Raw genomic sequence first — 21,643 nt, 5'->3', positions numbered from 1 at the left:
CGCTGGTCTCGGCGCTCGACGCGGCGCGCGCGGTCAAGCTCGCGGCCGCGACGTCGGCCGTGCAGGCGCACCTCGAGCGCGTGGACGGCCGGCGCGTCGCCGCGTCCGTGCGCGAGCTGCGGGTCCGCTCGCTGCTCGACGGCGTGCCGGCCGTGCTCGTCCAGCTCGGCGTCGTCGGGTCCTGGGCCGGGTACCTCACGGGCGTGTGGGGGCTCGCGACCGCGCTCCTCGTCAGCACGACGGTCGCCGGGGCGGGCTGGTTCGGTGCCGTGGCCGGCGCCGCGGTCACCGAGGCGCCCGTCGCGCGACGGTGGCTCCAGGCCACCGGTGCCCTCTCGGGCCGGTCAGACCTCGTCTCCGTGCCGCCGGGGGTAGACCTCGTGCGCGGCACGGCGCCCGCCCCGCTCCCGGCGCCGCGCGTGCCGCTCCGCCGTCTCACGCTCGAGGGCGTGGACGCCGTGCACGACGACGGCACCGTCGGCGTCTCGGGCGTCGACCTCACCGTCGAGGCGGGTGAGCTCGTGCTCGTCGTCGGCCGGGTGGGGGCCGGCAAGTCCAGCCTGCTCGGTGCGCTCGCCGGCCTCGCCGACCACGAGGGCAGCATCCGCTGGAACGACACGGAGGTCGACGACCCGCAGCGGTTCCTGCGGCCGGGCCAGGTCGCCTACGTGGGGCAGGTGCCGCGCGTCCTGTCGGGGACGTTCGAGGACAACATCCGGCTCGACCACGTGCGAGGGATCGACGCGTCGGTCGAGGACGCCCGCCTGCAGCGCGACGTCGACGACGCGGGCGGTCACGGCGCGCTCGTCGGCCACCGCGGTGTGCGGCTCTCGGGCGGGCAGGTCCAGCGCCTCGCGCTGGCGCGGGCCCTCGCGACCGAGGCGGAGCTCCTCGTCGCGGACGACGTCTCGTCCGCCCTGGACGCGCGCACCGAGGTCGAGGTGTGGGACGCGCTGCACCGGCGCGGCGTCACGGTCGTCGGTGCGAGCTCGAAGCGCTCGGCGCTCGAGCGCGCCGACCGGGTCGTCGTGCTCGACGAGGGTCGCGTCGCCGCGGTCGGCCGGTGGTCGGACCTCGCCGAGCAGTGGGGGCACCTGGCGGGCTGAGGTCGCGGCCGCGTCAGGCGTCGGGCCGGAGCCAGGCGAGCGTGGTGTCCACGAGCTCGACGCGCGGCAGGCGGCGCGCGGGGTCGTCCGTGCGCACGACGTCGAGCGGCACCCATTCGGCCCGGTCGGTGCTCCCCGAGAGCTCGTGCCGCAGGGTGCCCCCGACGACGCGCGCCTCGTAGACGACGCGGATCGCGTGCAGGTCGAGGGGCGCGGGCTCGTCCGGTGCCACGAGGTGCGGCCAGTGGACCGAGTCGACGCCCAGCAGTCGTCCGACCTCCACCTCGAGGCCCGTCTCCTCGCGGACCTCCCGACGCGCGGCGTCCTCGGGCGCCTCCCCGAACTCGATCCCGCCGCCCGGCAGCGTCCAGCGCGTGCGGTCGCTGCTCAGCCGGCACAGCAGGACGGCGTCGTCCCGGCGGCAGACCGCGTACGCGGCCACCCGCGTCCGGCGGCGCGGCGCCGCGCCGCCCACCGGCCCGGCCGGTGGGGCGCCGTCGACCGCGGGGGTCGTCACGGGACCCGGGCCGTCCACTCCTGCGACGAGAACTTGGTGCGTGCGAGGTCCTCGGCGCGCTCGCGCTCGGCGGCCGTGACGGCGCCGTCCACGGTCGCGTACCGGCCGCGGAAGTGGTCCTTGAAGGCCTCGATGACGGCCGCCCGCGCCATGCCGGTCTGCGAGCGCAGCGGGTCGACGCGCTTGTTCGCGCTCTTCGTGCCCTTGTCGGACATCTTCTCGCGCCCGATGCGCAGCACCTCGAGCATCTTCGAGGCGTCGATGTCGTACGCCATGGTCACGTGGTGCAGGACGGCGCCGTTCGCCATCCGCTTCTGCGCCGCACCCGCGATCTTGCCCGCCGGCGACGCGATGTCGTTGAGCGGCACGTAGGTCGCGTCGATGCCGAGGTCGTGCAGCGCGCCGATCACCCAGTCGTCGAGGAAGGCGTAGGAGCGCTCGAAGCTGAGCCCCTCCACGAGCGAGCCGGGGACGGTCAGGGAGTAGGTGATCGTGTTGCCCGGCTCGATGAACATCGCCCCGCCGCCCGAGATGCGCCGGACCACGGTGATGCCGTGCCGCTCGGCGCCCTCGGGGTCCACCTCGTTGCGCAGCGACTGGAACGAGCCGATCACGACGGCCGGCGCGCCCCACTCCCAGATCCGGAGCGTCGGACGCCGTCGGCCCTCCCCGACCTCCTCGGCGAGCACCTGGTCGAGCGCCATGTGCATCGCCGGGGACTCGGGCCCCTCGTGCACGATCTCGAACTCGTGGTCCTCCCAGCGCGACGCGTGGCCGAGCGCTCGGCGGACGGCGACCGCGACCGCGTCGGCGCTGAAGCCCACCATCGTGACGTCGTCGCCCAGCACGCTCTGCACCACCTGGGCGAGCTGAGCCACGGTCGCCTGCTCGGACATGCCGAGCAGCGCGCCGTCGATGCTCTCGAGCGCCGAGTCCGGTTCGAGGAAGAAGTCGCCGCTCACCGCCGCCCTGCTGATGCGGCCGTCGGTGACCTCGAGGTCGACCGCGACGAGCTTGCCACCGGGAACCTTGTACTCTCCGCGCACCCGCCCACCCTACGGCCGCCCACCGGGCACCTGTGGCGCCGTCGGCGTAGGGTGGTTGAAAGCGCAACCGATGCACCGGAGGTGTCCATGTCCGACGGCGATCGCCCCGAGCACTCGCGGGGCGGGACGTACACGGTGCCCGGCACGGACTACCAGCGGGACACGCGCTACATCACCGACCGGATCACGGCGGACGCCCGGCACGGCTGGCCGGTCGAGCCGGGCCGGTACCGCCTCGTGGCCGCACGCGCGTGCCCCTGGGCGAACCGGTCCATCATCGTGCGCCGCCTGCTGGGGCTCGAGGACGCGATCTCGCTCGGGCTGCCCGGCCCGACGCACGACGAGCGGTCGTGGACCTTCGACCTCGACCCGGGCGGCCGCGATCCCGTGCTCGGCATCGAGCGCCTCCAGGAGGCGTTCTTCGCCCGGGACCCCGAGTACCCGCGCGGCATCACGGTGCCCGCGGTCGTCGACGTGCCGAGCGGCGCGGTCGTCACGAACGACTTCGCGCAGATCACGCTCGACCTCTCGACCGAGTGGACGGCCCACCACCGCGAGGGAGCGCCCGAGCTCTACCCCGAGCACCTGCGCGACGAGATCGACGAGATCGCGCAGGAGGTGTTCAAGGACGTCAACAACGGCGTGTACCGCTGCGGGTTCGCCGGCTCCCAGGAGGCGTACGACCGCGCCTACCGGCGCCTCTTCGCGGCGCTCGACAAGCTGGAGGAGCGGCTGACGCACCGCCGGTTCCTCGTGGGCGACACGATCACCGAGGCCGACGTCCGGCTCTTCACGACGCTCGTGCGGTTCGACGCGGTCTACCACGGGCACTTCAAGTGCAACCGGAACAAGCTCAGCGAGATGCCGGCGCTGTGGGCGTACGCGCGCGACCTGTTCCAGACGCCGGGGTTCGGCGACACGGTCGACTTCGTCCAGATCAAGCAGCACTACTACGTGGTGCACACGGACATCAACCCGACGCGGATCGTCCCCCAGGGCCCGGACCTGTCGGGCTGGGTGACCCCCCACGGCCGCGAGGCGCTGGGTGGGCGGCCCTTCGGCGACGGCACTCCGCCCGGACCGGTCCGCGACGGCGAGCGCGTGGACCCGGCGCACACGCCGTTGCGCTGACCTCGTCGCTCGGCGAACCGGCACGCGTGCCGGTCGAGCCGGCGGGTCCGTCGGCGCAAGCGTCGGGGTCGCCACGACACAGGAGGGACGAGGCGGCACGCGCGTCGCCCGGGAGAGAGGTGGTCACCGTGCGCACGCATCGGACGCGACGGATGGCGAGGACCGCGGCGCTCGGCGCCCTCACGCTCGTGCTCACGAGCTGCGCGAGCCTCGGCGGTGGCTCCGCGGGCGGCGGCGAGCCCTCGGGCGACGGCCTCCCCGGCGGCGGGGGCGACGGGTCCTCCGCGGACCACGCGCCCGGCGGCCCGGACGACGTGCTCGTGCGGGTCTCGCACCAGGGCGGGTTCGTCCCGCTCGGCTGGGACTTCTCGACCGTCGCCGACGTGACCGTCTACGCGGACGGGCTCGCCGTCGTGCCCGGCCCGACGACGCTCGAGTACCCGGGCCGCCTGCTGCCCAACCTCCAGACCTACCGGCTGTCCGACGAGGCGGTGCGCGCCATCGTCGCCGCGGCCGACGACGCCGGGCTCCTGGGCGCCGCGCCGGAGTACGGCATGCCCGCCATCACCGACGTCGGCTCGACGCTCGTGACGGTCGGCGTCGACGGCACGAGCCACGCGCACGACGCCTACGCGCTCGAGGTGGCCCGAGGGACCGACGGCGACGTCGCGGGCCTGACGGAGGAGCACCTCGCCGCGCGCGAGGCGCTCGCCGGCTTCGTCGACGCGGTGCGCGCCGCCCTGGAGTCCGCCGAGGAGGCAGGCCCCTACGCGCCGGACGCGTACGCCGTGATGGCGCGACCCGCCGACCCGGCCGCCGAGGTCGACCCCGCGCCCGCCGAGATCCCGTGGCCGCTCGCGGTGCCGCTCGCGGGCGCCGACTGCGTCGTCGTCGAGGGCGACGACGCCGCCGCCCTCGGGCCCGTGCTCGCCGGCGCGCGCCAGGGCGACCGGTTCGTCCAGGACGGCGTCGCCCACGACGTCTGGGTCCGCGTCCTCCTGCCCGGCGACGCGGGCTGCACGGGCACCGGATCCGCTCCCGCCGGGGGCTGAGACGGTCAGCTGCGGTTCGGCACCCCGGCCTGCAGCAGGCCGAAGACGACCGAGTCGACGAGCGCCTCCCACGAGGCCTCGACGAGGTTCGGCCCCACGCCGACCGTCCGCCACGTCGTCTCGGCGCCCGTGTCCATGGTCTCGACGAGCACGCGCGTCACGGCGTCCGTGCCGTGCTGGGTGTCCATGATGCGCACCTTGAAGTCGATGAGCTCGAACCGGCCGAGCTCCGGGTAGGTCGCGGCGAGCGCCTTGCGCAGCGCGTGGTCGAGCGCGTTCACGGGGCCGTTGCCCTCGCCGGTCGCGAGGACGCGCTCCCCGCCGACGTGCATCTTCACGGTCGCCTCGGCGTTGGCCTCGGACGGGTTGCCCGGCACCGTCTCGACGATGACGCGCCAGCTCTCCGTGTCGAAGAACCGGGTCCGCTCGCCGTCGAGCTCCTCACGCAGCAGCAGCTCGAACGACGCGTCCGCCGCGTCGTACGTGTAGCCCTGCGCCTCGGCGTCCTTCACGCGGTTCGTCACGCGCGACAGGAGCTCGCCCTGGCCCGCGAGGTCGAAGCCCAGCTCACGGCCCTTGAGCTCGATCGAGGCACGCCCCGCCATGTCCGAGATGAGCATCCGCATGTCGTTGCCGATGAGCGTGGGCTCGATGTGCTGGTAGAGGTCCGGGTCGACCTTGATCGCGCTCGCGTGCAGCCCGGCCTTGTGGGCGAACGCGCTCGCGCCCACGTAGGGCTGGCGGGCGAAGGGCGCGATGTTCGTGATCTCGCTGATCGCGTGGGCGATGCGCGTCACCTCGCGCAGCCCGTCCCCCGCGAGCAGCTCGCGGCCCTCCTTGAGCTGGAGGTTCGCCACGACCGTGAGCAGGTCGGCGTTGCCGGTGCGCTCGCCGTAGCCGTTGACGGTGCCCTGGACGTGCACGGCGCCGGCCGAGACCGCGGCGAGCGTGTTCGCGACCGCGCAGCCCGAGTCGTTGTGCGCGTGCATGCCGAGCCGGCCGTCGACCTCGCCGCGCACGCGGGTGACGATCTCGTGCACCCGGTCCGGCAGCATGCCGCCGTTGGTGTCGCACAGGCACACGCACTCGGCGCCCGCTTCGAACCCGGTGCGCACCGCAGCGAGGGCGTAGTCGGCGTCGTACCGGTAGCCGTCGAAGAAGTGCTCGGCGTCGACGACGACGCGGCGGCCCTCCCCCACGAGGAACGCGACCGTGTCGCGGATCATCGCGAGGTTCTCCTCGGGCGTGGTGCGCAGCGCGCGCTCGACGTGCCGGACGTCGTGCTTGGCGACGAGCGTCACGACGGGCGCCTCGCTGTCGAGCAGCGCGCGGACCTGGACGTCGTCCGACACGCGCGTGCCGGCCTTCCGGGTGGACCCGAAGGCCGCGAGCTCGGCGTTGCGCAGGTCGAGCTCCTTGGCGGCACGCTTGAAGAACTCGGTGTCCTTCGGGATCGCGCCGGGCCAGCCGCCCTCGATGAACCCGACGCCCAGCTCGTCCAGGAGCGGGGCGATGGCGAGCTTGTCCGCGACGGAGAGGTTCATGCCCTCCTGCTGCGCGCCGTCGCGCAACGTCGTGTCGTAGACGTCGAACTTCTCCACGGTGGCTCTTCTCGTCGAGCGGTGCTGCGGTGCAACGCGTCCTGCGGGTCGTGTGACGAGCGGTCGCCCTCCCGGCGGCGGGTGGTGCCGGGTGCGGGCGGCTCGCGGGTCCGCGCGGGGGTGGTGCCCGGACCAACAAAAAGACCCCCCGGGATACGGGAGGTCTGCGCGCTCGGCGGGTGTGCCGAACGCGCTACTCGATAATGAGGGTGAAGCAGGTCACCCGGGCATCATGCCACAGCGCCCACGTGGTGAGAACCGCGTCTCACGCGGGTGCCGCCGCGGATGGGAGGCCGACTGCGGGATGCCCTCCGCGGGTCCTCCGAGGATCGCCTCGTGCCCGCTGCGCGCGTGCCGGTACAACGGATCGCAGCGGTGAAGCGTCATCCAGTTCGACGCGCGGGTTCTGCGCGGACCGCCGAGGAGAGGACGCCGGTGAGACCCCGTGGAACAGAGGCCGCGCTGACCAGCTGGTCGCGGACCGGGGGGAGGTGCTCGTCAGGTACGCCTACCTCTTCACGGGTGACGTGCCCGCCGCCCAGGACCTGCTCCAGGACGCGCTGGTGAAGGTCTTCGCACGGACTCGGACGGGCTTCGAGCCCGACGTCCTGGAGGCGTACGTGCGACGCACCATCGCGACGCTGTACATCGATTGGCACCGGCGCCGTCGGCGGTGGGCCGACGTGCAGCACCTCTTCCTGCTCGAGGACACCGGGCAGGCGCACGAACGCGGCACCACGGCGAGCCTCGACCTCAGGGCCGCGCTCGCCGGGCTGGGTCGCCAGGAGCGCACCGCTGTCGTCCTGCGGTTCTTCGAGGACCTGACGGTGCCCGAGGTCGCGAACGTCATGGGTCTCGCCGAGGGCTCGGTCAAGCGCTACCTCAGCAACGCCATGCGTCGGCTCGAGCAGCGGCTCGGGCCCGTCGCGACACAGGACGACGGCGAGGTCGTCACGACCACCACCCAGCGAGCAGGACGGAGGGGCTGACCATGGACTTCGACCTCACGCGCGGCCTGCGCGACCTCAGCGACCAGCCCGCCGTCCCGGACGAGGCGGTCCCTGTCGGGGCGGTCCTCGCCCGTGTGCGGCGCGCCCGTGCGCTGCGGAACGCCGGCGTCGGCGTCGCGAGCACGGCCGCCGTGGTCGCGCTCGCCGTAGCGGTGCAGACCGCGCCGTTCCGAGAGGAGCCGGCACCGCCGGCCGACCCGACCCGCTCAGCGTCCCCGACCCCCGACCTGAGCGAGCCGACTCCCACCGAGGTACCCGACGCACCGCCCCCCACCGAGGCGCCGGTCGAGCCGGTCGCGAACCGGCCGCTCGTCGCCTCCACGTCCGACGGCCGGCTCGTGGTCCTCGACCCCGAGACCGGCAGCGAGCTCTCCGAAGTCCCGACCGGGCTGGCGCCGCTCGAGATCGACGGGGTCACGGTGTCTCCCGACGGCGGGACCGCGTACTTCCAGTCGGCCCTCCCGACCGAGCACGGGTACCCGATCTACCGGGTGCCTCTGGGTGGCGGCTCCGCCGAGCTCGTCACCCACGGACGTACGCCCTCCCTGAGTCCTGACGGGGACACGCTCGCCTTCGTCGCACCCGCACCTGGAGCACCGCCCGATGTCGACAGCTCGGGAGTCCATCTCCTCGAGCTGGCCACCGGCACCGTCCGGTACCTGCCCGACGAGGACTTCTGCAGGTGTGACCGCGTGGTGACGACGCCAGAGTGGTCACCCGACGGGCAGCACATCGCGATCGGCCTCGGCTACGGGGAGCGCCTCAGCGACGTGGACATCGTGGTCGTCGACCTCGCTGACGCCCCGTCACTGCAGGCGGGACGGATCCTGCCGAGATCCTCCGGCGGTGCGAATCAGTTCGTCACCCGCCCTCTGCACGTGTACATGCCCGACGGACGGCTGGCCGTCGCCTCACTGTCCCAGCTGGACGACCACACGCTTCCGGGCGAGGACGTCCTGACGATCGAGCTGGTCGACCCCTCGACCGGCGCGGTCACGCAGACGCTCTCGGCACCCGCTGGCAGCCCGAGAGACCTCTCGGTGGCCGCGGACGGCCAGACCCTCCTGCTCACGACGGAGCGGTACGAGGACGACGTTCCTCGTACCCTCCTCCATCGCTGGGACGGCACCACGTTCGTGGGGCTCGCCGAGGGGGTTCTCGGTACCGCCTGGTGAGGTCGGAACAGACGGCGCGTCCAGCCGTCACTCAGAGGAGGCGGTGCATCCAACCGTGGCGGTCCTCGGCGCGGCCGTACTGGATGTCGGTGAGCTGCGCCCGCACGGACGCGGTGACGGGGCCCGTGCCGCCGTCGGCCACGGTGAGGTCGAAGTCGTCGCTCGCGAGCCGGCCGATCGGGGTCACGACGGCGGCGGTGCCGCAGGCGAAGACCTCGGCGATCGAGCCGTCCTGGAGGCCGGACCGCACCTCGGCGAGCGTGATGGGCCGCTCCTGCACGTCGTGGCCCGCCTCGCCCAGCAGCGTGAGGATCGAGGACCGGGTCACGCCCTCGAGGATCGAGCCGTTGAGCGGCGGCGTGGCGACCGAGCCGTCCGCGCCGACGACGAACACGTTCATGCCGCCGAGCTCCTCGAGCTCGCTGTTCGTCACCGCGTCCAGGAAGCAGACCTGCTCGCAGCCGTGCGCGTAGGCCTCCTGCTGCGGCAGCAGGCTCGCGGCGTAGTTGCCGCCGCACTTGGCGAAGCCCGTGCCGCCCGGCCCGGCGCGGTGATACCCCTGCACGACCCAGATCGAGACGGGCTTGACCCCGCTCGCGAAGTACGGGCCCACGGGCGAGGCGATGACGAGGAACTCGACCTCGCGCGACGGTCGCACGCCGAGGAACGTCTCCGAGGCGTACATGAAAGGCCGCAGGTACAGGCTCGTCTCGCCCCCCGACGGCACCCAGGCGACGTCGGTGCGCACGACCGCCTCGACCGCTCCGAGGAAGTCCGCCTCGGACAGCTCGGGCAGCGCGAGGCGGTGGGCCGACGTCGCCATCCGCGCCGCGTTCGCCCAGGGACGGAACGTCCAGACCGAGCCGTCGTCGTGCCGGTACGCCTTGAGGCCCTCGAAGACCTCCTGGCCGTAGTGGAGGACGGCGGCCGCGGGGTTGATCTGCAGTGGCGCGTGCTTCTCGACCCGCCGGTCGTGCCAGCCCTGCTCGACGGACCACGAGATGCGCGCCATGTGGTCGGTGAAGACGGTGCCGAAGACGGGCGCCTCCATGAGGGCCGCGCGCTCGGCGTCCGTGCGCGCCGTGTCGCTCGGTCGCACCTCGAAGGCGTCGACGGCGGACGCGCGCGAGGTGGCGGTCCCGGGGGTCTGTGCGGTGGTGCTCATGTCGATCCTCTCACCAGGCGGTGACCGATCCGCCGCGTGCCTTCGCGTGCAGCGCTCGGTCTGACGGTACCTGTGGTGACGGCCGACGTGGGGTCTCAGCCTGCGACGCGTGCCGCGAGGTCGGACCCGACCTCGGCCGTCGACCGTACTCGGTCCCCGCGCTCCGCCAGGTCCGCCGCGACGGCGGCCTCGACGCGTGCGGCGGCGTCGTCCAGGCCCAGGTGGGCCAGCAGCATGCTGACGCTCAGCACCGTCGCCGTCGGGTCGGCCTTGCCCTGACCCGCGATGTCGGGCGCCGAGCCGTGCACGGGCTCGAACATCGACGGCGACGTGCGGTCCGGGTTGATGTTGCCCGAGGCGGCGAGCCCGATCCCGCCCGTGATGGCCGCGGCCTGGTCGGTGAGGATGTCGCCGAACAGGTTGTCCGTGACGACCACGTCGAACCGCGACGGCTTGGTCGTCATGAAGATCGTGGCCGCGTCGACGTGCAGGTAGTCCGTCGTCACGTCGGGGAACTCGGCGTTGACGGCCTCGACCGTGCGGCGCCACAGGTGGCCCGCGTGGACCAGCACGTTGTGCTTGTGCACGAGCGTGAGGTGCTTGCGGGGGCGCGCCTGCGCGCGGGCGAACGCGTCCCGCACGACCCGCTCCACGCCGAAGCGCGTGTTGACGGACACCTCGTTGGCCACCTCGGCCGGCGTCCCGACGCGGATCGCGCCGCCGTTGCCGACGTACGGCCCCTCGGTGCCCTCGCGCACGACGACGAAGTCGACCTCGCCCGGGTCCGCGAGCGGCGAGCGCACGCCGGCGAAGAGCCGAGCCGGGCGCAGGTTCACGTAGTGGTCGAGCTCGAACCGCAGGCGGAGCAGCAGCCCGCGCTCCAGCACGCCGGACGGCACGCCGGGGTCGCCGATCGCACCGAGGAGGATCGCGTCGTGCTCGCGCACCGTGGCGAGGTCCGCGTCGGTCAGGGTCTCCCCCGTGCGGTGCCAGCGCTGGGCGCCCAGGTCCAGCTCGGTCGTGGACACGTCCACGTCCGCGCCCGTGAGCGCGGCGTCGAGCACCCGGAGCCCCTGCTCCACGACCTCGACCCCGATGCCATCACCCGCGACGACGGCGAGCCGGATGTTGCGTCCCATGGTCATGAACCTAGCGGGCCGTCCCACGGCTCGGGACGCTCGTCTCAGCCACCGGACAGGACGTCGACCGCCGGACCCACCGGCGGACCCGCCAAGGACCCACAGCCGCGGACCGGTCACCGTACCGGTGCGGGACGTCGCCTCGGGCACGACACTGGGACGCGACCCGGGAGGTGCGATGGCCAAGACGCTCGAGAAGCGGCACCCGGGCGCCCACGCGTCCACGCCGACGCGCATCCCGGCACGCGGCTGGTGGCAGGTCGTGCTGCGCGCCGTCCAGCGCTCGGGGCAGGACCGTGTGCCGCTCGTGGGCGCGGGCGTCGCGTTCTTCGCGTTCCTGTCGCTGTTCCCCGCCCTCATCGCGGCCGTGCTGGTGTACGGGCTCGTCTCCGACCCGGCTGACATCACGGCCCACGTCACGCAGCTCTCCGAGGTGCTCCCGGACGAGGCGACCGCGCTCGTCACGGACCAGCTCCACGCGCTCGCGTCCGACGACGACGGCCGGCTCTCGATCGGGCTCGCGATCTCGCTGGGGGTCGCGCTCTTCTCGGCCTCGACGGGGGTCGTCAACCTCGTCACGGCCGTCAACCTCGCCTACGAGGAGCAGCAGCGCACGGGCCTCGTCCGCCGCCGGCTCGAGGCCCTGGCGTTCACGGCGGGCGCGATCGTCACGCTCGCGCTCCTCCTCGCGCTGCTCGCCGTCGTGCCCCTGACGGTCACCGCGGAGGGCGTGCCCGGCTGGCTCGTCGACGTCGGCCGCTGGCTCGGCGTGGGCGTCGTCTCGGCCCTGGCTCTCGCGGCCCTCTACCGGTACGCGCCCGAGCGCCGCGACCCGCGCCTGCCCTGGGTGAGCGTCGGGGCGGTCGTCGCGACGGCGATCTGGATCCTCGCGTCGGCGGGCTTCTCGCTCTACGTGACCTACGCCGCCGGCTACGCGCGCACCTACGGCACGCTCGCGGGCGTCGTCGTCCTGCTCGTGTGGCTCTGGCTCACGAGCATGGCGGTGCTCCTGGGCGCCGAGATCAACGCCGAGGCGGAGCACCAGACCGACGCCGACACCACCGTCGGCCCGGAGCGCCCGAGGGGCGACCGCGACGCCGTCAAGGCCGACACGGCCGTGGGCCGCCCCGACCCGGAGCACTCCCCCGAACCGGGCACGCACGGCGCGCACGAGGCCCCCCGCACGAGGCGCTGACAGGAGCGAGCTGTACGGGTGCACCGATGCGAGCATCCGCGCACATGGCCAGGGTGAGCGGCCGGCCGAGCGGTGGAGCGGTGCGGGGTGCGCCGTCCTGGCCCGGGTCTGGCGGCAGGCCGCCAGGCCTGGGGTGGGACGGCGCACCCCGCACCGCGGAACCGCGGACGCACCACGAGCGCGCCCACGACCCGCGAGATCAGCGAGCCGCAGAGCCCTCGACGTAGTCGGAGTCCGAGTCCTTGATCCACGAGAACATCTTCCGCAGCTCGCGCCCGGTCGCCTCGATCGGGTGCGCCTCACCCTTGGCGCGGAGCTCGGCGAACTCCGGCCCGCCCTTGTCCTGGTCCGCGATGAACCGCTCGGCGAAGGCGCCGTTCTGGATGTCCGCGAGGACGGCCTTCATGTTCTCCTTCACCTCGGGCGAGATCACCCGGGGGCCGGAGACGTAGTCGCCGTACTCGGCCGTGTCGGAGACCGACCAGCGCTGCTTGGCGATGCCGCCCTCGACCATGAGGTCGACGATGAGCTTGAGCTCGTGGAGCACCTCGAAGTACGCGACCTCGGGCTGGTAGCCCGCCTCGGTCAGCGTCTCGAAGCCGTACTGGACGAGCTGCGAGGCGCCGCCGCACAGCACGGCCTGCTCGCCGAAGAGGTCGGTCTCGGTCTCCTCGGTGAACGTGGTCTTGATGCCGCCCGCGCGCAGGCCGCCGATCGCCTTGGCGTAGGACTTCGCGAGATCCCAGGCCTGGCCCGACGCGTCCTGCTCGACGGCGACGATGACGGGCACGCCGCGCCCGCCCTCGTACTCGCGGCGCACGAGGTGGCCCGGGCCCTTGGGCGCGACCATGAAGACGTCGTGGCCGGCCTCGGGCTTGATGTAGCCGAAGCGGATGTTGAAGCCGTGGCCGAAGACGAGCGCCGCACCCTCCTGCAGGTTCGGGGCGATCTCGTCGCGGTACACGTGCCGCTGGACCTGGTCGGGCGCGAGGATCACGACGACGTCGGACGCGCGGACGGCGTCGGCGACGGTCGCGACCTTGAGGCCCTGCTCCTCGGCCTTGGCGCGCGACGGCGAGCCCTCGCGCAGGCCGACGGTGACGTCGACGCCCGAGTCGCGCAGGTTCAGCGAGTGCGCGTGGCCCTGGCTGCCGTAGCCGATGACGGCGACCTTCCGGCCGGCGATGATGGACAGGTCGGCGTCGTCGTCGTAGAACAGCTCAGCCACGTCGGTGATCTCCTTGGTTTCGGTGTGTCAGGCAGAAGTGTGAGGGGTGTCAGGCCGACCGGCTGACGCGTTCCAGCGCTCGGTCGGTGATGGACCGCGAGCCGCGGCCGATGGCGACCGTGCCCGACTGGACGATCTCGCGGATGCCGAACGGCTCGAGCGCCGCGAGCAGCGCGTCGAGCTTGCCGGGGCTGCCGGTGGCCTCGATGGTCACGGCGTCGGGGACGACGTCGACCACGTGCGCGCGGAACAGCTGGACGACCTCGAGCACGTGCGAGCGCACCGAGACCTCGGCGCGGACCTTGACCAGCAGCAGCTCGCGCTGCACGGAGGACTCGGCCTCGAGCTCGACGATCTTGATGACGTTGATGAGCTTGTTGAGCTGCTTCGTCACCTGCTCGAGCGGCAGCTCGTCGACATCGACGACGACGGTGATGCGCGAGATCTCGGGGTGCTCCGTCGGACCGACCGCGAGCGAGTGGATGTTGAACGAGCGGCGGGCGAAGAGCCCGGCCACGCGCGTCAGGACACCCGGCTTGTTCTCGACGAGCACCGAGAGGGTGTGCCGGCTCATGCTGCACCTTCTTCTGTGAGGACGGGGTCATGCGTGCGGGCGGGCGCCACGTCGGTGGGCAGCGCCGCGTCGAGCAGGGCGGAGACGTGCAGGGTCGTGCTGTCGAGGAGCGGGACGGGCGCCGTGGCCGGGTCCGTCGCGTCCAGGAGGAGCGCGAGCTCGGTGCAGCCGAGCACGACGGCCTGGGCGCCGGCGCCGACGAGCCGCCCGATGATCTCGAGGTACGCCCGGCGCGACGCGTCGCTCACCCGGCCCTGGACGAGCTCGTCGTAGATGACTCGGTGGACCTCGTCGGCGTCGTCCGGCCCCGGCACGACGACGTCGATCCCGCGGGCCGCGAGCCGCTCGGGGTACAGCGCGCGCGACTGCATCGTGTAGCGCGTGCCCAGCAGGCCCACCCGCGTCGCGCCCAGGGCGACCGCGGCGTCCGCGACGGCGTCGACCACGTGCACGACGCGCACGCCGTCGCCCGCACCGCGCACGACGTCGTCGTGCACGAGGTGCATGGTGTTCGCCAGGATCCCGACGACGTCGGCACCGGCCGCGGCGAGCGCGGCGGCCTCGGCCTCGTACCGGCGGCCGAGCGCGGCCCAGTCCCCCGCGACCTGCAGCACCTCGATCTCCGCGAAGTCGACCGAGCGCAGCACGAGGTCCGCCGAGTGCATGCCACCGAGGCGCTCGCGCACGCCGCGGTTGAGGTGGGCGTAGTACGACGCCGTCGACTCCCACGACGTGCCGCCGAGGAGGCCGATCCGTCGCATCGCCGGGCCGGCGGCGCCGGGCGCACCCATCACTCCTCCCGGTCCCAGGCCGGGCTGATGCCGCGTGCGTACTGGATCTCGTCGTTGCTGACGCCGGCCGCGACCATCGGCCACACCATCGCGTCGCGCGAGACGGTGAAGTCCACGACGACGGGCTGGTCGTCGATCTCCATCGCGCGCTGGATCGTGGCGTCGACGTCCGCGAGCGTCTCGCAGCGCAGGCCGACGCAGCCGTAGGCGTCGGCGAGCTTGACGAAGTCGGGGATGCGGCGCGTGCCGTGGCCCGTGTGCAGGTCGGTGTTCGAGTAGCGCGACTCGTAGAACAGCGTCTGCCACTGGCGCACCATGCCCAGCGACGAGTTGTTGATGACGGCGACCTTGATCGGGATGTCGTTGATCGCGCAGGTGGCGAGCTCCTGGTTGGTCATCTGGAAGCAGCCGTCGCCGTCGATCGCCCACACGGTGCGCGCCGGGTCACCGACCTTGGCGCCCATGGCGGCCGGCACCGAGTAGCCCATGGTGCCGAGGCCGCCCGAGTTGAGCCATGCGTTGGGACGCTCGTAGCGGATGAACTGCGCGGCCCACATCTGGTGCTGACCCACGCCGGCGACGTAGACCGCCTCCGGTCCCGCGATCTCGCCGATGCGCCGGATGACGTGCTGCGGTGCGAGGTGCCCGTCCTCGGGGTCGGTGAACCCGAGCGGGAAGGTCTCGCGCCAGTCGTCGATCTGCCGCCACCAGCCCTCGAGGTCCGGCTTGCCGTGCTGCGCGTGCTCGCGGGCCAGCTCGGGGAGCAGGTCCGCGATGACCTCGCGGAGGTCCCCGACGATCGGCACGTCGGCGCGGCGGTTCTTGCCGATCTCGGCCGGGTCGATGTCGGCGTGCACGATCGTCGCGTTCGGCGCGAACGACGAGAGCTTGCCGGTGACACGGTCGTCGAACCGCGCACCCAGCGCCACGATGAGGTCGGCCTTCTGCAGCGCGGCGACCGCCGGGACGGTCCCGTGCATGCCGGGCATGCCGAGGTTCTGCGGGTGCGAGTCCGGCAGGGCGCCCCTCGCCATGAGCGTCGTCACCGCGGGCGCACCCGAGGCGTCGACCAGCTTGCGCAGCTCGGCGCTCGCGCCGGAGCGGATCGCGCCGCCACCGACGTAGAGCACGGGCCGGCGCGCCGTCGCGAGCAGCCGGGCGGCCTCGCGGATCTGCTTGGCGTGGGGCTTGGTCACCGGGTGGTAGCCCGGCAGGTCCATCGCGGGCGGCCACGCGAAGGTGGTCCGCGACTGCATCGCCGACTTCGCGATGTCGACGAGCACGGGCCCCGGCCGGCCGGTCTGCGCGATGTGGAAGGCCTGCGCGATGACGCGCGGGATCTCGTCGGGGTCCGTGACGAGGAAGTTGTGCTTGGTGACCGGGAGCGTGATGCCGACGATGTCGGCCTCCTGGAACGCGTCCGTGCCGATCATGGAGGCCCCGACCTGGCCCGTGATGGCGACCATCGGGACGGAGTCCATGTTGGCGTCGGCGATGGGCGTCACGAGGTTGGTCGCGCCCGGGCCGGACGTCGCCATGCACACGCCGACCTTGCCGCTCGTGTACGCGTAGCCCGACGCCGCGTGGCCGGCGCCCTGCTCGTGGCGCACCAGGATGTGGCGCAGCTTCGTGCTGTCCATGAGCGGGTCGTAGGTCGGGAGGATCGCGCCGCCCGGGATGCCGAAGACGACCTCGGTGCCCGCCGCCTCGAGCGAGCGGACGATGGACTCGGCACCCGTGACCGACTCGCCCTGCGAGCCGACGGTCGCGCGGACGACGTCGGCCGTCGTCGTGGTGCGCGGTGCCGGCGGCTGCGGCGTCGGGCGTGCGGCCTGCCGGGCGTCCGCGGACGGCGCGGCCGGGTTGGTGCCCTGGACCATCGTGGCTCTCCCTGCTGTGACTGGCTGGTGCGGGGTGGTGCTTCGTCGTGCTGCGGCGGGTCCCGGTGCCGGTGCGATGCCGGCCGGCGGTGCGCCGACATGAAAAAACCCCTCGGCCCACGTGGGGCTCGTCGAGGGGTGGCGCGCGGACGATCTGCCTGAGGCTGGCGGTTCGACCGGGCGCCTAGGTGAGTACTACGAGGAACGTCTGCACCCAGCGCACACTACGCCTGCCCCACGACGATGTCACGCGAGCACCGACCGTGTCCACATGTTGGTTCACGCGTCCGCACACCGGGACGCCGAGCGCTCCGAGGGCGCGTGCGCAGCCCGGCCCCGGGTGTTCCGGGTGCGAGCCGTCACCAGTCCACGGCGGGCAGCCCGTCGAGGCTGCGGCGGTTCTTGAGGTCGCGGTACGCGAGCAGGCCCTCCTCACCCTTGTGCGTGTTGGCCTTGTCGAGGATGTCCCGCTCCCCGACGTAGTCCATGCGCGGGACGGCGAAGCCGCACGAGTCCGAGACGCGGTGCACGTCGACGACGATGACCGCCCGCACGCCCGGGTGCTCGGGGAAGCGCGGCAGCCACGCGTCGAGCTCCGGGTCCCCGAGCGCCACGACGCGACCGGTGCCGTGCAGGCGCACGATGTTCGGACGTCCCTCGAACGCGCACACCATGAGCGTGATGCGCCCGTTCTCGCGCAGGTGGGCGATGGTCTCGGCGCCCGAGGCCGTCAGGTCGAGGTAGGCGACCGTGTGCGGGCCCGCGACGACAAGCGTCCCGCGGCCGCCCTTGGGCGAGACGTTGACGTGCCCGTCCGCCGCGAGCGGCGCCGTCGCGACGAAGAAGACCGGCTGCTGCTCGACGAACGTGGCGAGGCGCTCGTCGATGGCCGGGTGCACGGTGCCCATGAGGACTTCCTACCGGATCGCGCCCGGCCCCGGCACGCGACTACTTGATCGCGCCGCGCGTGACGCCCGAGATGACCCAGCGCTGCGCGATCACGTAGACGAGCAGCAGCGGGATCATCGCCATGAGGTAGGACGCGAACGCGACCGGGTAGTTGGTGCTGAACTGCCCCTGGAACACGTACTGCTGCAGCGGCAGCGTGGCGGCGCGTGGGTCGGAGACGATGACGAGCGGCAGCAGGAAGTCGTTCCACGCCCACAGGCACGTGAGGATCCCGACCGTGGCGTTCATGGGCGCGAGCAGCGGGAAGATCACCTTCCAGAACGTCGTCCAGGTGCTCGCGCCGTCCATCGTCGCCGCCTCCTCCAGCTCGCGCGGGATCGAGTTGATGTAGGCGACGAAGACGAACACGTTGAAGGACAGCCCGTAGACGGTGTAGAGGATGATCAGCCCGACCTGGTTGTCGAGCCCCATGAGAGCCGTCTGCTTCGCGACCGGGAGCATGAGGATCGGGAACGGCACGAAGAGCGCCGAGATGAAGTAGTAGAAGAGGCCCTTGAACGCCCGCCGGTGCATGTTCCGCGCGATCGCGTAGGCGACCATCGAGTTGGTCAGCAGCGTGAGGACGACCGTGCCGACCGTGATCACCGCGCTGTTCATGGCGGACCGCGGGAAGTCGGTCAGCCGCCACGCGTCGGCGAAGTTCTCCCAGCGCACGGTCGTCGGCAGGTCGAAGCCGGCGCCGGTGAGCTGGTCGGGCGTCTTGAGCGCCGTGACCACGGCGAAGTAGAGCGGCACGAAGACGCTGAGGGCCAGGAACACCATGAGCCCCGTGAGCCACCAGTTGGGGCGCTCCTCGTGGTTCGGGCTGCGGCGGCCGGCGCGGCGGCGGGACGAGGTGCCCGGCACGTCCGGCCGGTCGGGCGGGAGGCCGCCGCCGGGCCGCGGCGGTGCGGCGACGCTCGGCTCGACGGTGCGTGGCGCGGGTGCGCTCATGCGGACACCTCCCGGCGCTGCAGGACGCGCAGCTGGAACAGCGCGAACGCGATGATGACGATCATGAAGACGACGGCGTTGGCGAGCTGGTAGCCGTACTCGCCGCCCTGGAAGCCGCCGCGGTAGATGAGGAGCGCGACGGACTCGGTCGCGGTGCCCGGGCCGCCCGCCGTGAGCGCCCAGATGTGGTCGAAGACCTGCAGGTAGCCCTTGAGGGACAGCACCATGTTGATCGTGAAGAACGAGGCGATCATCGGGAACGTGATGCGGGTGAACCGCTGCCACGAGCTCGCGCCGTCGAGCGACGCCGCCTCGTAGAGCTCAGGGGGCACCGTCTGCAGCCCGGCGAGGTAGAGGATGATGCTGAACGCCGTCCCCTGCCAGACAGCCAGGACGACGATCGCGACCCAGGCCAGGCTCTCGTCCGCGAGGATCGACGTCGACAACCGCTCGACGCCCAGCGCCTGGGCCATCGCGGGGATCGAGAACGTGAACAGGTACTGGAAGACGTACCCGATGACGAGGATCGCGAGGACGTTCGGGATGAAGTAGATCCCGCGCAGCGCCGTCTTGAAGCGGATCCGCCCGTTGAGCGCGACGGCGACGGCGAGCGCGATGACGTTCGTGAGGATCGTCGCGACGATCGCGAACTGCGCCGTGAAGAGGTAGGCGTGCCGCACGCGCTCGTCGCCGAGCAGCGCCGCGTAGTTCGAGAACCCGACCGAGGCCCACTCGCCGTAGCCCGGCGAGTCGGTGAAGCTGAAGAACACCCCCTGCAGCACCGGCGCGGTGTGGAACACGAAGAAGAGCACGAACGCCGGGAGCACCATCCAGACGAACGTCCTGCCCGCCCCGCGTGCCGCGACCGTGCGGCGCGGTGGCGCGTCGTCGGTGACCCGGTCCACGGGCCGCGTCTCGGTGCTCACGACTCCACCGCCCCGAGGCCCCAGGTGCGCCGCTGCGCGACCTGGTCCCAGCTGTCGTCGAGCCGCGCCAGGAAGGCGTCGAGGTCGCCGCCGGTGAGGTACTCCTGGAGCAGCGGGCCGAGCGGGATGGCCGGGATGAACTGGTGGTCGGTGAAGCCCACGAGCCGGTCCTCCTCGATGTACGGCTGGATGCCGGCGAGCGCCGGGTCCTCGTTGACCAGGCCTTCGAGCGCCGGGATCGCGACCTGCTGCTCGCTGTACTCCTGGACGACGTCGGGCTGCATGAGGAACTCGATGAACCGCGCGGCCTCCTCGGGGTGGGCGCCCGAGGCGCCGGTCGTGAGCAGCACGTCGACGCCCGACACGAGCGTGGTCTCGGCGGCGTCGTCCGTGCCGGGCAGGGCGAAGCTGCCGATCGTGAAGTCCGGCTCGAACGAGCGGATCTGCGGGATCGCGTAGCTGCCGATGAGGAGCATCGCGCACTCCCCCTCCGCGAACGCGCGCGTCCCGTCCTGGTACCCGACGGCGCCGGCGCCGTCCTGCGTGAACTCGAACAGCGTGCCCAGGCGCTCGATGGGTTCGCGCCACCCCTCGGCGAAGGTCGTCTCGCCGGCGAACCGCGCCTCGAAGAAGCCCTCGGGGGCACCCTGCGCGGTCAGCGGCGCCATCGGCGACTGCGCCGTCCACGCGTCGCCGAGCATCCCGTAGAACGGCAGGACGCCCGCGGCGTCGAACGTCTCGGCGGCGGCCACGAGGTCCGGGAACGTCTCCGGGATCTCGACGCCGTGCTGCTCGAACAGCTCGACGTTGTACAGGACGCCCGACGCGTTGGCCGCGAACGGCACGCCGTTGACCTCGCCCTCGGAGCCGGCCCCGAGCTCGCGCACGACGTCGACGTAGCCCTCCTTCACCCCCTCGAGCGCGGGGGCGTCCGAGAAGTCGGCGAACACCCCGGCCGAGGCGAGCTCGCCGAAGGTGCCGTTGCCGTTGAGCGTCAGCACGTCCGGCATGTCGTTCTTCACCAGGCGCGTGCGCAGCGCGGTCTCCGCGTCGGGCACGTTCTGGACGACCACGTCGATGTCCGGGTTCTCCTCCTCGAAGCGCGCGGTGATCTCCTCGAAGAACTCGACCGCCTCGCCCTTGAACTGGAAGAACGTGATCTCGGTGCGTCCGTCGTCACCGCCGCAGGCGGCGAGCGGGAACGTCACGGCCAGCACGGCGCCCGCGGCGACCGTCCGGCGTCCCACCCTGCGCATGAGCGACCCCCTCGTCACCCGATCGACGCGCGCGTCGGCGCGCAACGCCAGGGTGGCCCTCCCCCGGCGCGCGCGCATCTCGGCGGTGCGGGACGCCGTCGGGCGGGACCGGAGCGGGCGCCGCGAGGGGTGTCAGCCGGCGTGCCCCAGGTGCGCGGCGGCGGCTGCGGCGAGCGCGGCACGGTCGGGCTTGCGGCTCCGGCCGCGCAGCGGGACGCGGTCGGCGAGGACGACGTGGTCGGGCATCGCCGCGTGGTCGAGGACGTCCGGGAGGCGGCGGCGCACCTCGGCCTCGAGCGCACCAGGGTCGGTGATCCGCACCGGCCGGTCGGACTCCCCCGGTCCGTCGGTCACGCCGGGGGCCTCGGGCACGAGGACCAGGACGACCAGCTCGTCCGCGTCCTCGGGGCGCGGCACGCCGACGAGGAAGGCGTCGCCGAACCCCGTCGCCGCGAGCCGCGACTCGTACAGGCCGGGATAGATGTTGGTCGTGCCGCGGATGAGCATGTCCCGCGTCCGGCCCACGAGCACGAGCCGCCCCTCGTCGTCCCGGCGCGCGAGGTCGCCCGTGCGGTGCTCGTCGACGTCGCGCGTGCCCGGTCCGTCCAGGAGGTAGCCGCGCATGAGCGAGGGGCCCCCGAGGACGAGCTCGCCGACCCCCGGCGCGGCGTCGGCGTCGACGACCGACTCGTCGATCCGCGCGCGGACGCCCGCGAGGGGCCGGCCGACGAGGTCGCCGGAGGCGTCCCGCTGCTCGGCGGCGATCTTCTCGTCCGCCTCGACGACCGCGACGGGCAGGATCTCGGTCATCCCGTACACACCGGCCCAGCGGGTGCGCGGGAGCACACGCTGCGCGCGGCGCAGCAGCGTCGCCGTGACGGGGGCGCCGCCCACGAGCATGGTCCGCGGCCCGCGCGCCGCCGCGCGGCCCGCCTCGACCGCGTCGAGC

Annotated in this window: 20 protein-coding genes; 6 read left to right on the top strand and 14 right to left on the bottom strand. The window is 72.9% G+C overall.

Annotation, left to right across the window (positions count from 1 at the left end):
* Window positions 1-1,106: ATP-binding cassette domain-containing protein (locus ICW40_RS12770; protein ID WP_221654397.1), on the top strand; the 1,106-nt coding region annotated here is incomplete at its 5' end.
* Between the two features lie 13 nt (window positions 1,107-1,119).
* Here the strand turns inward: ICW40_RS12770 and ICW40_RS12765 are convergent.
* Both ICW40_RS12765 and ICW40_RS12760 read right to left on the bottom strand, forming a co-directional pair.
* Window positions 1,120-1,623: an NUDIX hydrolase gene (locus tag ICW40_RS12765; RefSeq protein WP_221654396.1), complete on the bottom strand. Its 504-nt coding sequence runs from the start codon at window positions 1,621-1,623 to the stop codon at window positions 1,120-1,122.
* Window positions 1,620-2,669 carry a lipoate--protein ligase family protein gene (locus tag ICW40_RS12760; RefSeq protein WP_221654395.1) on the bottom strand — a complete coding sequence of 350 codons (1,050 nt, stop codon included), beginning with the start codon at window positions 2,667-2,669 and terminating at the stop codon, window positions 1,620-1,622. The genes ICW40_RS12765 and ICW40_RS12760 overlap by 4 nt, the downstream gene beginning before the upstream one ends.
* 87 nt (window positions 2,670-2,756) lie before the next feature.
* Between ICW40_RS12760 and ICW40_RS12755 the strand changes: the two genes are divergently transcribed.
* The gene (locus ICW40_RS12755) at window positions 2,757-3,800 is read left to right on the top strand and encodes a glutathione S-transferase family protein (RefSeq protein WP_221654394.1); all 1,044 of its coding nucleotides are present in this window, start codon (window positions 2,757-2,759) and stop codon (window positions 3,798-3,800) included.
* Between the two features lie 152 nt (window positions 3,801-3,952).
* Complete coding sequence (locus ICW40_RS12750; RefSeq protein WP_221654393.1) at window positions 3,953-4,852, top strand: hypothetical protein; 900 nt, start codon at window positions 3,953-3,955, stop codon at window positions 4,850-4,852.
* 5 nt (window positions 4,853-4,857) lie between these two features.
* Here ICW40_RS12750 and cimA read toward each other — a convergent pair whose 3' ends face one another.
* A complete protein-coding gene (gene cimA / locus ICW40_RS12745; RefSeq protein WP_308121784.1) occupies window positions 4,858-6,453 on the bottom strand; it encodes a citramalate synthase in 1,596 nt (531 codons plus the stop codon).
* A 470-nt stretch (window positions 6,454-6,923) separates the two neighbouring features.
* Between cimA and ICW40_RS12740 the strand changes: the two genes are divergently transcribed.
* Window positions 6,924-7,442, top strand: coding sequence for a sigma-70 family RNA polymerase sigma factor (locus ICW40_RS12740; RefSeq protein WP_260459169.1), 519 nt, complete (start codon window positions 6,924-6,926; stop codon window positions 7,440-7,442).
* A gap of 2 nt (window positions 7,443-7,444) precedes the next feature.
* Window positions 7,445-8,638, top strand: a complete 1,194-nt coding sequence (locus tag ICW40_RS12735; RefSeq protein ID WP_221654391.1) for a WD40 repeat domain-containing protein — start codon at window positions 7,445-7,447, stop codon at window positions 8,636-8,638.
* 31 nt (window positions 8,639-8,669) lie between these two features.
* Here ICW40_RS12735 and ICW40_RS12730 read toward each other — a convergent pair whose 3' ends face one another.
* Together ICW40_RS12730 and ICW40_RS12725 are read right to left on the bottom strand one after the other, a co-directional pair.
* Window positions 8,670-9,803 carry a branched-chain amino acid aminotransferase gene (locus ICW40_RS12730; protein ID WP_221654390.1) on the bottom strand — a complete coding sequence of 378 codons (1,134 nt, stop codon included), beginning with the start codon at window positions 9,801-9,803 and terminating at the stop codon, window positions 8,670-8,672.
* Window positions 9,804-9,898: 95 nt separating this feature from the next.
* Window positions 9,899-10,942 (bottom strand): 3-isopropylmalate dehydrogenase, encoded by a 1,044-nt coding sequence (locus ICW40_RS12725; protein WP_221654389.1) that lies wholly within the window; start codon window positions 10,940-10,942, stop codon window positions 9,899-9,901.
* A 178-nt stretch (window positions 10,943-11,120) separates the two neighbouring features.
* Between ICW40_RS12725 and ICW40_RS12720 the strand changes: the two genes are divergently transcribed.
* A complete protein-coding gene (locus ICW40_RS12720; RefSeq protein WP_221654388.1) occupies window positions 11,121-12,137 on the top strand; it encodes a YihY/virulence factor BrkB family protein in 1,017 nt (338 codons plus the stop codon).
* 199 nt (window positions 12,138-12,336) lie between these two features.
* Here ICW40_RS12720 and ilvC read toward each other — a convergent pair whose 3' ends face one another.
* The 9 genes from ilvC to ICW40_RS12675 form a co-directional block, all read right to left on the bottom strand.
* Window positions 12,337-13,365 carry a ketol-acid reductoisomerase gene (gene ilvC / locus ICW40_RS12715; RefSeq protein ID WP_221654387.1) on the bottom strand — a complete coding sequence of 343 codons (1,029 nt, stop codon included), beginning with the start codon at window positions 13,363-13,365 and terminating at the stop codon, window positions 12,337-12,339.
* Between the two features lie 49 nt (window positions 13,366-13,414).
* Complete coding sequence (gene ilvN, locus ICW40_RS12710; RefSeq protein WP_221654386.1) at window positions 13,415-13,939, bottom strand: acetolactate synthase small subunit; 525 nt, start codon at window positions 13,937-13,939, stop codon at window positions 13,415-13,417.
* Window positions 13,936-14,730, bottom strand: coding sequence for an aspartate/glutamate racemase family protein (locus ICW40_RS12705; protein WP_260459167.1), 795 nt, complete (start codon window positions 14,728-14,730; stop codon window positions 13,936-13,938). The genes ilvN and ICW40_RS12705 overlap by 4 nt, the downstream gene beginning before the upstream one ends.
* Window positions 14,730-16,610, bottom strand: a complete 1,881-nt coding sequence (locus tag ICW40_RS12700) for an acetolactate synthase large subunit (RefSeq protein WP_221654385.1) — start codon at window positions 16,608-16,610, stop codon at window positions 14,730-14,732. The genes ICW40_RS12705 and ICW40_RS12700 overlap by 1 nt, the downstream gene beginning before the upstream one ends.
* Before the next feature lie 359 nt (window positions 16,611-16,969).
* The gene (locus tag ICW40_RS12695; RefSeq protein WP_221654384.1) at window positions 16,970-17,518 is read right to left on the bottom strand and encodes a pyridoxamine 5'-phosphate oxidase family protein; all 549 of its coding nucleotides are present in this window, start codon (window positions 17,516-17,518) and stop codon (window positions 16,970-16,972) included.
* Window positions 17,519-17,558: 40 nt separating this feature from the next.
* Entirely contained in the window at window positions 17,559-18,512 is a 954-nt protein-coding gene (locus tag ICW40_RS12690) for a carbohydrate ABC transporter permease (protein WP_374199153.1), read from the bottom strand.
* A complete protein-coding gene (locus tag ICW40_RS12685) occupies window positions 18,509-19,438 on the bottom strand; it encodes a carbohydrate ABC transporter permease (protein WP_308121783.1) in 930 nt (309 codons plus the stop codon). The genes ICW40_RS12690 and ICW40_RS12685 overlap by 4 nt, the downstream gene beginning before the upstream one ends.
* Window positions 19,435-20,694 carry an ABC transporter substrate-binding protein gene (locus ICW40_RS12680; RefSeq protein ID WP_221654383.1) on the bottom strand — a complete coding sequence of 420 codons (1,260 nt, stop codon included), beginning with the start codon at window positions 20,692-20,694 and terminating at the stop codon, window positions 19,435-19,437. The genes ICW40_RS12685 and ICW40_RS12680 overlap by 4 nt, the downstream gene beginning before the upstream one ends.
* A gap of 132 nt (window positions 20,695-20,826) precedes the next feature.
* On the bottom strand, window positions 20,827-21,643 hold an 817-nt coding region (locus ICW40_RS12675; protein ID WP_221654382.1), incomplete at its 5' end, for an AMP-binding protein.

This window comes from Actinotalea ferrariae (assembly GCF_019733465.1).
In the GTDB taxonomy this organism is placed as follows: domain Bacteria; phylum Actinomycetota; class Actinomycetes; order Actinomycetales; family Cellulomonadaceae; genus Actinotalea; species Actinotalea ferrariae_A.
Note: the sequence above shows the minus strand (reverse complement) of the source record. Positions and strands in the feature narration are given on the sequence as shown.

Coding starts and splice junctions, on each gene's coding strand:
- ICW40_RS12695 (WP_221654384.1), bottom strand. CDS start 17,518: ATGGGCACCGTGCACCCGGCCATCGACGAGCGCCTCGCCACGTTCGTC.
- ICW40_RS12680 (WP_221654383.1), bottom strand. CDS start 20,694: ATGCGCAGGGTGGGACGCCGGACGGTCGCCGCGGGCGCCGTGCTGGCC.
- ICW40_RS12730 (WP_221654390.1), bottom strand. CDS start 9,803: ATGAGCACCACCGCACAGACCCCCGGGACCGCCACCTCGCGCGCGTCC.
- ICW40_RS12720 (WP_221654388.1), top strand. CDS start 11,121: ATGGCCAAGACGCTCGAGAAGCGGCACCCGGGCGCCCACGCGTCCACG.
- ICW40_RS12750 (WP_221654393.1), top strand. CDS start 3,953: ATGGCGAGGACCGCGGCGCTCGGCGCCCTCACGCTCGTGCTCACGAGC.
- ICW40_RS12705 (WP_260459167.1), bottom strand. CDS start 14,730: ATGGGTGCGCCCGGCGCCGCCGGCCCGGCGATGCGACGGATCGGCCTC.
- ICW40_RS12700 (WP_221654385.1), bottom strand. CDS start 16,610: ATGGTCCAGGGCACCAACCCGGCCGCGCCGTCCGCGGACGCCCGGCAG.
- ilvN (WP_221654386.1), bottom strand. CDS start 13,939: ATGAGCCGGCACACCCTCTCGGTGCTCGTCGAGAACAAGCCGGGTGTC.
- ICW40_RS12725 (WP_221654389.1), bottom strand. CDS start 10,942: ATGGGACGCAACATCCGGCTCGCCGTCGTCGCGGGTGATGGCATCGGG.
- ICW40_RS12755 (WP_221654394.1), top strand. CDS start 2,757: ATGTCCGACGGCGATCGCCCCGAGCACTCGCGGGGCGGGACGTACACG.
- ICW40_RS12735 (WP_221654391.1), top strand. CDS start 7,445: ATGGACTTCGACCTCACGCGCGGCCTGCGCGACCTCAGCGACCAGCCC.
- ICW40_RS12690 (WP_374199153.1), bottom strand. CDS start 18,512: ATGAGCGCACCCGCGCCACGCACCGTCGAGCCGAGCGTCGCCGCACCG.